Annotated in this window: 11 protein-coding genes; 1 reads left to right on the top strand and 10 read right to left on the bottom strand. The window is 60.4% G+C overall.

Translation table 11 applies throughout. The features are described 5' to 3' along the window. Positions 1-20: 20 nt before the first annotated feature. The 8 genes from GIR22_RS16525 to GIR22_RS16495 form a co-directional block, all read right to left on the bottom strand. Positions 21-962: an ABC transporter substrate-binding protein gene (locus tag GIR22_RS16525; protein WP_154744375.1), complete on the bottom strand. Its 942-nt coding sequence runs from the start codon at positions 960-962 to the stop codon at positions 21-23. Positions 963-997: 35 nt separating this feature from the next. Next, positions 998-1975, bottom strand: coding sequence for an ABC transporter permease subunit (locus GIR22_RS16520; RefSeq protein WP_154744433.1), 978 nt, complete (start codon positions 1973-1975; stop codon positions 998-1000). A gap of 25 nt (positions 1976-2000) precedes the next feature. Beyond that, positions 2001-3545 (bottom strand): sugar ABC transporter ATP-binding protein, encoded by a 1545-nt coding sequence (locus GIR22_RS16515; RefSeq protein ID WP_154744374.1) that lies wholly within the window; start codon positions 3543-3545, stop codon positions 2001-2003. 216 nt (positions 3546-3761) lie between these two features. Beyond that, positions 3762-3899: a hypothetical protein gene (locus GIR22_RS25970; RefSeq protein ID WP_178122312.1), complete on the bottom strand. Its 138-nt coding sequence runs from the start codon at positions 3897-3899 to the stop codon at positions 3762-3764. 11 nt (positions 3900-3910) lie between these two features. Continuing rightward, on the bottom strand, positions 3911-4129 hold the full coding sequence (locus GIR22_RS16510) for a hypothetical protein (protein WP_154744373.1): 219 nt from the start codon (positions 4127-4129) through the stop codon (positions 3911-3913). Positions 4130-4215: 86 nt separating this feature from the next. Further along, a complete protein-coding gene (locus GIR22_RS16505) occupies positions 4216-4761 on the bottom strand; it encodes a hypothetical protein (protein ID WP_178122311.1) in 546 nt (181 codons plus the stop codon). Positions 4762-4862: 101 nt separating this feature from the next. After that, the gene (locus tag GIR22_RS16500) at positions 4863-7127 is read right to left on the bottom strand and encodes an ATP-dependent DNA helicase (protein ID WP_154744371.1); all 2265 of its coding nucleotides are present in this window, start codon (positions 7125-7127) and stop codon (positions 4863-4865) included. Beyond that, a complete protein-coding gene (locus tag GIR22_RS16495) occupies positions 7124-8773 on the bottom strand; it encodes a VRR-NUC domain-containing protein (protein ID WP_154744370.1) in 1650 nt (549 codons plus the stop codon). Before GIR22_RS16495 ends, GIR22_RS16500 begins: the two co-directional genes overlap by 4 nt. Positions 8774-8959: 186 nt before the next feature. Here GIR22_RS16495 and GIR22_RS16490 point away from each other — a divergent pair, with 186 nt between their 5' ends. Next, positions 8960-9184 carry a YgdI/YgdR family lipoprotein gene (locus GIR22_RS16490; protein WP_154744369.1) on the top strand — a complete coding sequence of 75 codons (225 nt, stop codon included), beginning with the start codon at positions 8960-8962 and terminating at the stop codon, positions 9182-9184. A 47-nt stretch (positions 9185-9231) separates the two neighbouring features. Here GIR22_RS16490 and GIR22_RS16485 read toward each other — a convergent pair whose 3' ends face one another. Continuing rightward, entirely contained in the window at positions 9232-11079 is a 1848-nt protein-coding gene (locus tag GIR22_RS16485; protein WP_154744368.1) for a polyurethane esterase, read from the bottom strand. Positions 11080-11174: 95 nt separating this feature from the next. Continuing rightward, the gene (locus GIR22_RS16480) at positions 11175-14285 is read right to left on the bottom strand and encodes an autotransporter domain-containing protein (RefSeq protein ID WP_178122310.1); all 3111 of its coding nucleotides are present in this window, start codon (positions 14283-14285) and stop codon (positions 11175-11177) included. Positions 14286-14310 lie beyond the last annotated feature (25 nt).

The raw sequence follows: 14310 nt of genomic DNA, 5'->3' as shown, positions 1-14310 counted from the left end.
CCTGCTCTCTCCTTATGGCCTCAATGTTTGCTCGACCAACCGCTATAGCTACCGACGTTCTCGCGGGTGATCAGTTTCGGTGCGAGCAGGGTAACTGCTTCGGCGGGTTGTTTGTCGTTGAGTATGTCATTGCCGATGTTCACTGCGGTCTGGGCCATGGCCCAAGGGTCCTGGCTGGATGAAGCCTGGATCGAGGTGTCGCTCTTGAGAGCGTTCTCGATGTCTGGCGCGCCATCCACTGAGGTAATGATGATGCCGCTGCGTTTCAGCTGGCGGGCAGCCAGGTCGCTGCCGATGGCTTGCGGGTCGTTGATGGCGAACAGAGCGTCGATTTTCGGGAAGCGTGTCAGGTAGCCCTGCATTACGTTCAGCCCGCCTTCACGGGAACCTTTGCCGTCCTGATCATCGGACAGCACCTTGATCTGCGGCGCACCTGCCAGGGCGGCTTCACAACCCTTGACCCGATCTGTCACCGCCGTCACTTGCGGGCCGTTCTGGATGATCACATTACCCTTGCCCGCCAACTTGTCGACGATGAACTGGCAAGCCAGCTTGCCTGCCTCGACGTTATCGGTCTGTACCGTGGCATTCACACCCTTGGCGTCGACGTCCACCGCCACCACCACGATCCCGGCATCCCGGGCTTTCTTGATGGCCGAAGCCATGGCGGATGGATCGACGGCATTCAGCAGGATCAGGTCGACCTTGGACGAGATGAAGTTATCGATCTGCGAGAACTGTTTGCTCAGGTCGTAATCGGCCGAGACCGAAGTGACCTTGACGGCCGGGTTCAACTCCTTGGCCCGCGCCGTGGCACCGTCAGCCAGGGTCACGAAATACGGATTACCCAGAGAGCCCATGCTGATGCCCATGCTTTTCAATTCACGGGCCTGCACGGTTTGGGACATCAGCACAGCCAGGCTCAAGGAGGCGACAACAGGAAAGATGCGTTTGAAGTTCATGATGGCTCTCTTGTGATTATTGTGTGAGGTGAAATTCAGGTCCGCGCACCGGACTGGCGATAACGATCCAGCGCCACCGCGCCAATGATCACGATGCCCTTGATGATGTACTGCCAGATATCCGAGACTCCCAGCAGCACCAGGCCATTGGTCAGTACCGCAATGATCAGCGCGCCAATCAGGGTGCCGCCGATAGTGCCGACGCCGCCGGTAAAACTGGTGCCACCGAGGATCACCGCCGCAATGGCATCCAACTCATAGGATTGGCCCAGTTGCAGGCCATTGGCGGCGAACAGCCGCGAGGCGCTCATCACTGCGCCCAACCCCGCCAGGGCACCGGACATCGCGTAGACGAACAGCAGCACTTTCCACACCTTGATCCCCGACAGGCGTGCCGCTTCGGGGTTGCCGCCCACGGCATAGATCTGCACCCCCATCACCGTGCGCCGCAGGATAAACCACGACAGGCCGATGACCGCCACCGCGATCACCACCAGCCAGGGCACACCGAGGATCGAGTCATTGCCGATAAAGGCAAACGGCAGGTCGGGGTTGAATACGGTCTTGTCGTCCGCCAACAGCCGCGCCAGGCCACGCATGGCGGTCAACGCACCAAGGGTGACGATAAACGGCGGCAGGCGCATGAAAGCGATCAGCCCACCGTTGACCAGGCCCAGCAACAGGCCGAAACCGACACCGGCAAAAATCCCCAGCATGCCGTACTGCGGTGACAGGGACGTTTGCAGCGCAACCACGGCGGACGCAGCGAGAATCGCGCCCACCGACAGGTCGATGCCGGCGGTGAGGATCACGAAGGTCATTCCCGCCGCCAGCACCACGTTCACCGAGGCTTGCTGGGTGATGATCGACAGGTTTTGCAGCGTCAGGAAGTTTTCACTGGCCAGGGCAAATCCCACCAGCAACAGCACCAATACCGGCAGCATGCCCACGGTGCGCATCAGTTCCCCCATGCGCTCGCGCCGGCCTACCGTTGCTGGATTGTCCACGGTCATCACATTGCTCCCCACGTTGTTGGAATTAGCCATGAGCGGCCACCTGCTCGCCACCGGTGGCGAGGTCGATAATCGCTTCCTGGGAAATATCGCGACCGGATGTCCCACCGACCTCTGCCACCAACTGGCCTTCGCGCATGACCAGCACCCGGTCGCAGGTGCCGATGATTTCCGGCAGCTCGCTGGAGATCACCACCACGCCCACGCCGGCCTTGGCCAGTTGATTGATGATTCGATAGATTTCCGACTTGGAACCGATGTCCACCCCCCGGGTTGGCTCGTCGAGGATCAACACGTGAGGCTTGATCTCCAGCAACCGTGCCAATAGCACTTTCTGCTGGTTGCCACCGGACAAGGCACCCACATTGACCTTGCCCGAAGCAACACGGATCGACAGCGACTGGATCGCCTCGCGTGCCCTCCGGGCGCCGAGGCCACGGTCAAGCACTCCGCCCGCATGGGCATCCGGTACGCAGGCGCAGACGTTGATATTGTCAGCCACGCTCATGTCGAGAAACAGCCCTTGGGCCTTGCGGTCCTCAGTGAGGTAGACGACGCCGGCGCGGATCGCGTCCGCCGGGTTGCGCAGCTGCGTCACGGCCTTGCCCACCACCTCAAGGGTGCCACGCGTGCGTGGGTCGGCAGCAAAAATCAGCCGCGCCAGCTCGGTACGCCCGGCGCCTACCAGCCCGGCGATCCCCAGCACTTCACCCGCATGCAAATCGAAACTGCACTGGCGCACGCGCTTGCCATCGGCCATGTCTCGCACGCGCATCACCACCGTGCCGGGGTCATAGGGCGCGTGTTCCTTCTTGTAGAACCCGGATAGGTCGCGGCCTACCATCATCTTCACCAGCACCTCGGCAGACAGCGCGTCCCTGGCCAACTCGCCGACGTATTCACCGTCGCGCAACACCGACACGTGATCCGACAGTTCGTAGATCTCGGCCATGCGATGGCTGATGTAGATAATCGCCAGGCCCTGGCTGCGCAGCTGTTTGATCAAGGCGAACAGGCGGTCCGTCTCCCGGGATGACAATGGCGTGGTGGGTTCGTCCATCACCAGGATTTTGGCGTGGGCATGCAAGGCACGGGCGATTTCCACCAGTTGGCGCTCGGCAATCGATAGCGTGCTGATGCGGGTTGAAGCTTTGAACTCAGCCCCAAGCCTTGCCAGTACCTCGACACAGCCGGCCTCCATCCCCTTGCGGTCGATGGTCCAGCCACGGCGCAACTCACGACCCAGGTAGATATTTTCGGCCACGCTCAGGTTCGGGCACAGGCTCAATTCCTGATAGATCACCGCGATGCCGAGGGTTTTCGCGGTGCCAGGGTTGTAACTGGCAATGAGCTGGCCATCGATGCGGATTTCGCCGCCATCATCGGCCTGGTAGGCACCGGAGAGGATTTTCATCAGGGTCGATTTACCGGCCCCGTTCTCACCCATCAGGGCATGAATTTCACCCGGATAGACTTTCAGGCCGACGTTCTTGAGCACCCGCAGGCCATTGAAGGTCTTGGAGATGCCGCGCATTTCAAGCAGAGGAATTGCGGTGGTTTCAAGGCGCATCGTGACCCCGAGATTTTTATTTTTGTACGTGGGCCATCACCAATAATGCGGTATCGGGTGACCTGATTGGGGTCGACTCTAATTTGATAGCTTTACTTACGCAAGCGCTTGCGTATGCCTTTTATCGGTTAGTGAAACGTTTCATCAAGCATTCTTAGCCATGAACACGCATTCCCTGGCAGGCAGCCGCCCGGCCCAAAACCGACCGATCGTGGATCATTCAGGACTGTCTGCGGCTGCCTCCTCATCCGGATCGATAAGCGGTACTTCGGCATCGTCCATCAACGAACCCGGGTCTTCATTGCCCGGGTCGTTGATGACCTCTTCTGCGGTGTCTTCACTGTCATCGGACATGATCAACTCCTCTAACCGCCCGGAGTATCGATATCGGCATCGGTTTCACGCGTGGGTTCGCGCTCGGGCTTGAAGTCTGGACTGTAGTCGTTTTCCCTGGCCTTGGGATCTTTGGCGGGCTTCGGGTCTTTTGGGGCATCTGCGCCGTTACCGGGCGCTGGATGACCAACGTCGATCGCCGGATCATTGCGGTCGCTGACTTGCGGGTCGTCTTTAGCGTCTGTGCTCATGACTCACCTCTTGACTGATCGTTGAAATCACACACCTTGCGTAAAGGTATGGGCTCATCGGGCAAGATGAAGTTCATTCCGTTTGCCTACGAGCCCGGATTGTCTATTTGGATATAGAGCGCATAGGCTCCCAGCAGGATCCAGAACAGCATGAACAACCACGGCGTGCGTACTGAAAACAACAGGGATTTGCGATAGCCCTTATGGGACGACTCTGTTTCGCAAAACAGCGGCGAGTCGTCGAAGGCCATGCCCATTACCGGTTCACTGCGCAGCAACTGGCTTTGCTTGAAGTACCAGTGGTCGATGATGTCGTAGGCCGCGCGAATGCCCGGCCAGGCGTTGAGTGAGCTGACGATGCCCAGCAGGGCCAGGAATGCCGGTACCACCAGGGTAAACAGCTTGCCCCACTCGGGATTGAGGTTGGACATGCACGAAGCGAAGGCGATCACCAAAAACGACTGCGCCGTCAGGTAGGCATCGGTGCGGTTGGCCAGGATGGTGGTTTCGTACTGGATCTCTCGGCGGTAAAAATCCAGGCGATCCTTGGGCGAGCCAAAAATCTTCGCAGAGTGCTCGGTATGATCGTTCAGCGCCGACGCCGGGGTTTGAGGGGAAATGATTCTGGACACGGTCAAGGGTCCTTGCGAAGTCGAATTTCTTTAGAAGAACCCACCTTGCCCGAAGTTCAAGTTCGTTCAGCGCACCGCTTGCCCTGAGGAAGCCACTGTCATCAGAGCCGACGGTTCGTTGACCACCATCGCGGTAGCAACTGCCGCACCCGCTGCTCGCTAAACCGGTCGTCGATCAACATCACCACGCCTTGGTCCTGTTGGCTGCGGATCACTCTCCCCGCTGCCTGCACCACTTTTTGAATACCTGGGTAAAGATAGGTGTAATCGTAGCCAGCACCAAAAATCGCGCCCATGCGCAGCTTTATTTGCTCGTTGACCGGGTTCAATTGCGCCAACCCCAGGGTGGCGATAAAGGCGCCGATCAAGCGCGTGCCCGGCAGGTCGATGCCTTCACCGAATGCCCCGCCCAGTACGGCAAACCCTACGCCTTGGCTGTGCTGGGTGAACCCATCAAGAAACTTCTGGCGCTCGGCTTCGCTCATGCCTCGGGATTGTTGCCACAGCGTGATCTGTGGATATCGCTCGGCCAGCAACTGCGACACCTGTTGCAGGTAATCAAAACTGCTGAAAAAAGCCAGGTAGTTACCCGGCTGCTGGGAAAATTGTTCGGCGATCAACTCGACGATAGGCGCCAATGACGCCTGGCGATGCACGAACCGGGTGGAGATCCGATCGACAATGCGCACCTGCAGTTGCTCCGCCTTGAACGGCGACTCCACGTCGACCCAGGCTGTATCCACCGGCAACCCGAGCAAGTCGGCGTAGTAGTGTCGCGGGCTCAAAGTCGCCGAAAACAGCACGCTGCTGCGGGCCGCACTCAGGCGTGGGCGGATGAATTCGGCGGGCACCACATTACGCAGGCTCAACTGGGACGCGCTGCGTTTACCACTGGCCTGGCGCTTGCTGATGTCGAAGATAAAGTGTTCGTTGAACAACTCCGCCACCTTGGAAAACTGCAAGGCCTCGAAGTAGAAGGTTTGCAGGTCGCCATTGAGGCTGTCGGGGTTTTCGTTGAAATAGTCGCCCATGGCACTGGCACACAGGGCCAGGGCCTGCAGCAGTTTGTCAGGCTTTTCGGCATAGGCCTGGTACGGCGCGATCTGTTCCTTGTGCAGGGCATTCCATTCGCGGTTCAGGCGGGTCAAGGGTTTCTTCAGTACCTCGGGGGCGGTGTCGCGCAGGGTCTTGAGGGCGTATTGGTCAAGGCTGGCGCTGTACATCGAACGGCCCCTCTCCACCAGGTTGTGCGCTTCATCCACCAGCACCGCGACACGCCACTGGTTGAGCTGGGCCAGGCCGAACAACAGGGCACCAAAGTCGAAGTAATAGTTGTAGTCGGCGACCACCACGTCGCTCCAACGGGCCATTTCCTGGCTCAGGTAATAGGGACACACCTGGTGTGCGAGGGCCACTTCCCGCAGGTTGCGCTGATCGAGCAAACGCACCTTGGCCGCGGCGATCCGGGCGGCGGGCAGACGCTCATAAAAGCCTTTGGCCAATAGGCAGGAATCGCCGTGACAAGCCTTGTCCGGGTGTTCACAAGCCTTGTCCCGGGCGACCATTTCCAACACCCGCAGCGCCAGCTCGGGGCTGCTGTCGAGCAGCACTTGCGCCGCATCCAGGGCCAGCTTGCGCCCTGGGGTTTTTGCGGTGAGGAAAAACACCTTGTCCAGTCGTTGAGGCGCCAAGGCCTTGAGCATCGGGAAGATTGTGCCGACAGTCTTGCCGATGCCCGTGGGCGCCTGGGCCATCAGGCAGCGTCCGGTACTGACCGCCTTGTACACAGACTCGGCGAGCGCACGCTGGCCGGGGCGGAACTCGTCGTGCGGGAACCCCAGGGTTTGCGCCGCGCTGTCACGGGCTTCGCGTTGGTGCATTTGCTGCTCGGCCCAACCCAGGAACAGCGCGCATTGCTGGTTGAAGAACTGTTCCAGTTCGCTCGCCTCAAAGCGTTGGCTCACCGGCGTTTCCTGCTCGCCGACGATATCGAAATACACCAATGCCAGGTCAATTTCGCCAAGCCCCAGCGTCTGGCACATCAACCAGCCATAGACCTTGACCTGGGCCCAGTGCAATTGCCGGTGATTGGCAGGTTGGGCGTCGAGATCGCCGCGATAGGTCTTCACCTCTTCCAACAGGTTGCGGTCGGGGTCGTAGCCATCCGCGCGGCCGCGCACCTTCAACTGTTGGTACTCGCCCTCAAGGGCCACTTCGTTCTGGTAGTGGGCACTGCGCCGGGAGGCCACGGTGCGATGGCCAACAATGCCTTCCTGGGCGCTGGGCGAGGGGGTAAAGCGCAGGTCCAGGTCACCCACCTTCGCGGTGAACTCGCACAGCGCTCGCACGGCCACGGTGTAACTCAAGCGCCCTGCTCTTCCCAGCGCACGTAGCAGACCGTCACCGGCATCTGGTGTTCGCCGCAGAACTCCAGCCAGCGCAGTTGGTTGTCCTGCAAGCGATCGCCGGGGCCTTTGACCTCGATCATGCGGTAGGCCTTCTGGTCAGGCCAGAACTGGATCAGGTCCGGCATACCGGCGCGGTTGGCGCGGATATCCAGCAGCAAGCGCTCGAACCAATGACGCAGGTGTTCGGCAGGCAGGCATTCAAGGGCCTGGTCGAGGAGTTCTTCGGTGAGCACGTTCCAGAATACGAAAGGTGACTGGATGCCCCACTTCTCGGCATAACGCTGGCGGATGGTGCTCTTGTAGCGTTGATCCTGCAGTTCATCGAGGCAAGCAGTAAATAGCAAGGCGCGACGCTGATGGAAGTCCTCGCTGTGCAGGTCCACTGGCCCACGCTGGAACGGATGGAAGAACGACCCGGGCAAGGGGGCGAAAATCGCCGGCCAGCACAACAGGCCGAACAGTGAATTGATCAGGCTGTTCTCGACGTAGTGCACGGGCGCGGCGTGCTCATTCAGGTGGGCCTGGACGCAGGACTCCACCGACATCAACGGCTCCGGGGGTGGCAGTTCAAGGTCCAGGCGCTGGATTGCCCTGGCCTTGGCCCTGGGTTGCGGCGGCTCACCCAGTTTGCGCCGCAGCCTTGGCAAGACCCGCAACAGGTGTTGCTGCTCGGCGGCGCTTTGCGGCGCCTGTTGGGCTTCGCACGCCAACGCCAGTGCCCGAGAAAAGTCTTCCTGGCGCTCCAACACCCGGATCAGCCGCGATCGCGCCCCGGGATAGGCGCAGCGCTGGTAAATCGACTCGGCCAACGCCAGGTCCGCCGTACGCTCGCAATATTGGCCAAGTTGAAACAACAGCTTGGCCCGGCGCGTTTCCAGCCACGGGTTATCGGTGTCAAGGCTCGCAATCTGCTCCAGTACGCCAGCCAGTGCCTCCCCGGCTTCAAAGGCTTGCTGGCATTGGTGCAGGAAAAGAAAGCCATGCACGTCATCACGGCTGCGCAACCCTCGGGATTGGGCACCAAACGAGACTTTTTCGTAGGTATGGATCCCAAGATCCGCCAGCACGAACTCCGACCAGTCCTGGTACAGGTTACCGAAAAACATCAACCGCAAGCGGTCGCACAGGTCCATCACGGTGAGGCTGTAAAGCGCGTCTTCAACCTGCGGGCACCACTGTTCAAAGCTGCGGTTTTCAGGGAACTGCGCCGCCAGAATCGGCAGCCAGTCGGCCTTCTTGCCCTTGGGTCGATCGATCCAGGGTTCGAAAGCCCTCAGCACTTCACCTTTGTGCAACAACGAGAACAGCTCTTCAAACGACAGCAGGCCCTGCCCATCCACCCAGCCCAGCGTCAACAGCGGTACCAGTGCATCTTGCGTCGGACCGATCTCGGCATAGTTGAGCTTGCCGGCCCGAAAATGCACACCTTTGCGCATCACCATACGCACCAGCAACGCCTGGGACGCTTGCGGCAACCTGTAAAATTGCTGAATAAAAAGCTGTTCATCGTGGTCCAGCAAATCCGCATAGCGCTGCCCCAGCCAATCGAGCACTTGGCGAAAGTTGTGCAGGTAATAAACGGGGTTTTCCAGGGGGTTGGACATGACGGGCACTTGGCAAATACTGGTTATGCATACAGATTGCCGTCTGCGGCGGACTGTTGCAATCAGTAATAGATCAGTGGCGCACGCACCTTTTTGTATAAAAGTGATCAGATGGCGGGAATCGCGTAACATTTATGGCCTGGTGCCACCCAGGCACAGGACTTTTGAAGAGTGAAGATAAGGGTTATGAACATGAAGCACTTGGGTCTACCACTGGTTGCGCTGACTTTCCTGGTATTGGCCGGTTGCTCGACGCAAACCGTCGTAACCTTGCAGAACGGCACCCAGTACTTGACCAAGGACACGCCAAACGCCAAGACTCCTGACGGTTTCTACGAGTTCACGGACATTGCCGGCAAGCGTATTCGGGTCAAGGCAGACGATGTAGCGACAGTGCGCAAGGAAAAATGAATACTGGCTGAAGGGAGGAGCCGGCGCTACCCGGCTCCCGTCGTTGATCAGGTAATGACAACCCCGTCCGCCGACAGGCTATCAAGCCCCACCCCCACCAGCGTCACTGAATCGCCGCCAAAGCTGAGCACCGTATCGGCCCCCACCGCTGTGGCATGCTCACGGTAGTCATATTGCCCGCCTACCCCGTCTACCCCCATGAACACCAGTTTGTCTGTCGCCTGGTAACCAATGATCGTGTCCTGGCCAAACGACCCGTTGAACAAAAAGGTGTTCTTGCCGCCGCCAGCCTCCATCAGGTCATTACCGGCGCCGCCCACCAACACATCATTGCCCTTGCCACCGATCAAATGGTCAACGCCGTCCAGGCCAAACAGCCAGTCCCCTGAGTCATGGGCCTTGAGCACGTTATTGCCGGCATCGCCCTTGACCGATGAGGCGTAGGCCGTCAGGTCATTGCCCGCCAGCAAGCCCTGGTCGGTGACGCTGTGAGTGACCTCTTTGTTGAAGAAAACCAACGCGCTCTCCTTGCTCACCAGCGCGCCGATATCCCGGGTCATGCTGATGCCGCCGTGGCTGTCGCGGATAAACAGCGTGCCGGCGCCATCGCTGGCGATATCAACCTTGTGCAGTGACTGCTGCAAGTCCAGGGTGTTGTACCCCGAACCCCCGTGAATGAGGTTGTAGCCACCACTGTCGCGGAAGGTGTCATTGCCGGCGCGACCTTCCAGGTAGTCATTGCCGCGGCCGCCCTGGATCAGGTCGGCGCCGTCGCTGCCGATGATGAAGGTGCTGCCCTTGTGGCTCTCGGCATTGCGGTTGAGGTCTTGCACCCAGGTATTGGCCTTCGCCGGGTCTGACAGGTTGGCGACGATAATCGTCGAGTCGCGGGTGGTCAGGTCGTAGAAGCCGGACTCAAGGATCCGCGTCATGCCGTCGCCATAGCCTGTCGGCAGGTGAGTCACCCAGGTTGGCAGATTGAGGATGGAAAACGGCAACGCATTCCACAGCGCCGATGCGTAATAATCGTTGAAGCTGACGATGTTATCGGTGCTCGATTCGTGGGGCGTGTCGTGTACCCCCAGGGACGACAGGTTGAACGACGAACCTTCCAGGGCACGAAATACCGGGTCCTGTTCATAGCCGATGTTCAGGACCTTGTCGCCGGCGCTCTGGGTCGGTGAGGCGTAGGCCAGGTAGTTGGCATCCTTGTAGAAGCCGGACCATTTATCGTTGCTCAAGTCGGCCATGCTGTTGACCGCCAGGCCACCGAGGCTGTGGCCGCTGACCAGCATGTCCGCGCCCGTCAGGCCTTGGCTGCTGGCATAGGCGGCGACGTCCTTGAGCAAGGTACCAAAGGCTTCACCCGTGTAGTTTTTCGCATAGTCCTTGGGCCCGAAGGCCGCCAACAGGTCGTTGATCACGTCACCAAAGGAGTCACTGATCAGGGTTTCCCGCGGCCCGGAGGTACCGCGAAAGGCGATACCGACTTCCAGCAGCTTGCCGCCCTCGTCGTATTTACCCAGCACCTCCGCTTGCGCAGTGGTGTAGCCGGCTTTCTCGCCAAAGAATGTCCCTCGGGCATCAACCTTGCCGTCATAGCCCAAAGTGCTCGCGCTGATGGGCGTCCAACCGGCCTTTTGCACGGCCTCCAGCGCGGCCTTTTCCGAGTCGGGGTTCCAGGGAACCCCCGGGATCACGCCCTGGGAGTCGGTGCTGCCGAGCAGCGCCTGGACCAGTGTCGCCGGCAAACCGAGACCCAAGCCGTTGTGTTGATAACCAACGGCAAATCCATTGTCCAGGTTGTGGTAAGAATACAACGTGATCGCCATAGCGTCGGCGAACAGTGCTTTGGAGTCCTCGGTCCCGAGGTTTTTATAGTCATAGACACCCATGGTATTGCCTCTCTTTTGTTGGAGTTTTCGAGAAAGCTAAAACACCTCTCGGTCATTCCCACTGTGTGGGAATGACCGTCATCAGGGGGTTGGGATCAGAACGCCCAATCCAGGCTCAATCCCACTGCGTGGATTTTTTCTTTATTGGCCAGCAGGCCGTTGTAGTCAAAATTCACCCGCGCATCCTTGGTCAGCGCCAGGCTCGCGCGAGCCCCCACCAAAGCGGCATCACGCACCATCGGCGAACTCTGCACCGCAAATGCGGTATTGCTCGAGGCAAACGCCAGGTGCCGCTCGGAGTCAGTGCCGCTCAGGTTGTGCTGCCAACCCAGGGTGCCGGAGACTTCCAGTTGCTGATGGTCGGTCACGTTGAAGGTTTTCAACGCCCGTACACCGAGGGTGCTCAATACCAGGTCGCGGTTGTCATCCCCACCTTTCAGCGCGGCGGCGTCGCCCTTCTCTTTGAAACCGTCGGTGTCCAGGTGCACATAGGCCAGGCTGGCGAACGGCTCCAGGGCCAGCGGTTGCAGGTTCAGGCGGTAAGCGGCTTCGGTAAACACCTGAGTGCTGTTGGCATCTACTCGGGCTTTCTGCTTGCCTGCCACTTCGCCGTATTGCAGGTCACGTTTCACATCGGCGCGGTGCCAGCTGTAGGTCGCGCCACCGCTCAGGCGCCAGGCGCCGATTTCGTGCCCGGCATAGGCGCCGAAGTGGTAGCTGTCCACCGCCGCCCGGGAATGGGTGCCATCGCCCATGTTCAGCGAGGTGTCGCTGTAACCGGCCATCAGGCCCAGTCGGGTGTCGTCGTCCAGCGCCCCGTCTACACCCACCAACATGCCGCCGATGGAAGTGGTATAGCCCGCCGTGGCGCTGGCGCTGTCGGTCTTGCCCCAGGCGCCAAGCGCCTTGATCCAGACGTTACCACGACTGTCGAGGGTCTGGGTGGACGTGCCCATTTCGCCCCGCTGCAGGCGTTCGCCCACGGCTTCGCGCAGGTGGCGGCTGTCATTGATCAGCGCGGTTTCCAGGGCCGGGTAGACTTCTCCATTCAACTGCTGGAAGGCCTCCTGGGCCGACGCCGCGTTGGGCGCCAACAGCAGGCTTTCATATACGCCATTGCCAGCCCCCAACTGCTCGGCGGCAGCGGCCACGGAGCGTTGGTTATCGGTGGCAGCGGCGCTGGCGAAGCTGTTGCCGTTGCGGCCGACATCCAGCTGTACAGCGTTGCCGGTGTAATTCAACGTGCCCCCAAGAAACAGGTAGTTGGGTGACACCGAAGCAAAGCTGCCGGTGACGCCGCCAGCGGCCTGGAGGATATTGTATTGGCGACCGATCAAGCTCTGGACCTGCGTCTGGCTGAGCAAGCTCGGGCTGTTTTCCAGTGCCAGGGTCACCGTGCCGCCATTGAGGGAGGCCTGGCCACCCGCGACGAGCCGATCACTGCGGGTGGACGACAGCTCCACCGCGTACGTGGAACCGGCTTCGAAGCGCACATCCCCCGCCACATTCAAGGTGCCGATGGAGTTGCCGGGCGCCACGGTGCCGCCGCTGTTTGCCACCAGCGAGCCGATACGGCCGGAACCACCCACTACGCCACTGTTGCTGACGGTGACGCCGGAGGTGAGCGAGCCATTGATCGCCAGCAGGCCTTGATTGACCAGGGTCGGGCCGCTGTAGGTGTTGGTGCCGGTCAGCACCAGGGCGCCGATCCCCTGTTTGGTCAACCCGCCGTGACCTGCGATGTTATTGCTCCACACATCCAGGCCGCAATGCACGTCATTGCACACCCGCTGGGTCGGTTTTCCGGCATCCACTACCGCGCCAATCCCCGGCAAGTCTGCAACAAACTGACCGCTGCCATAGGCGCCGTCGATACGGAACTCGGCCGGAATATCCTCGGCGGTGATAAACATCCCCGGACCGTTGACAGCCTTGCCCAGGTTGATCATGCCCCAGCCGTACAGCGCGTCGATGCCCGGGGCGCCGAGGTCGGTGGCCGTGGTTTTCAGCAGGGTGGAAATCTGCTCGCCGCTCATGTACGGGAAGCGCTCCATCAACACCGCCGCGCTGCCTGCCACGTGGGGAGCGGCCATAGAGGTGCCGTTGAAGTTGGCCCAGTCGGTGCTCAGGTTTTCCAGGCTGGTGCCGTTGATCACCGAGCTGTAGATCTTGGTTCCCGGCGCCGCGACGCAGAAGCTGGCGGCGTAGCCACAACGGGAAGAAAAGGTACTGATCACATAGGGATCGCTGCTGGCCGTGTCGGGATTCTGTTGCAGCGCCGCCACCGACAACCAATTGGGTGCGATATCCGGCACAAAGTACGCCAGGCCCGAGATAGCATCCGGGTTGTTGCGGTTGTAGTCATTGCCGGCGGCGAAAATGGTCAGCACCCCGCTGCGGGCCGCATCGATAGCACCTTGGTAGGCGCCGCCGGCAAGGGTGCCAAGAATTGGCCGGATGTTATTGAATTGTGCCTTGGCTTCATTGACCGTGAAGTTGGGGAACGCCGGGTCCCGTCCGCCATTGGCGTACTGCTCGCCAATGCCAATCCCCCAGCTGTTGTTGATGATCCGCGCACCGCTGGCCACCAGGGCATCCCAGCCCGCTTTATACACCGCACCGTCATTGCCCAGGATGATGCCGTCTTCCGGGCCGGGGTCGCCGTTTTCGGCGCTGACGATCTGCGCGTTGAACGCCACGCCATGCATCGGCCCGCCATCACGGTTGCCAGCGGCAATGCCGCCAACGTGGGTGCCGTGGTTACCGAGCTTGCCATTGGAGCCCAGGGATGGCGTACCGTCGTAGCGGAAGGCATCGCCGGCCTTCACCGGGATATAGGGGTCGGTGTATTGACGAATGCCTTCGGTGACGATCGTTACCACCTTGTTGGGGCTGGCGAATTCCGGGTGCTGGGTGTAGACCGGCTGGTCGAAGATCCCCAGTTTGACGCCCTTGCCGGTGTAGCCGGCGGCGTAGGCCGTATCGGCATTGACCGCGCCCAGGCCCCAATCGGCCTTGAACTCATTGCTGTGCCAGCTGCTTGCATCCCCCAGTTTGCCGCTTTCGACGTAGGGTGCGGCCTGGGCGGTACCCAGGCTTGCCAGGCAACATAGCAGCGCACCGTATGGCACGCAGCTCAGGGCCCTGGGCGGGTAGCCCGGGCCTGTTGACGGGACGGTGTGTAACCCTCGTTTTTTTATATTCACGGTGACCTTCCTTAGTGTCTTAGTG

The organism is Pseudomonas karstica (genome assembly GCF_009707515.1).
Classification (GTDB): Bacteria; Pseudomonadota; Gammaproteobacteria; order Pseudomonadales; family Pseudomonadaceae; genus Aquipseudomonas; species Aquipseudomonas karstica.
This window is presented reverse-complemented; position numbering and strand designations above follow the sequence as displayed.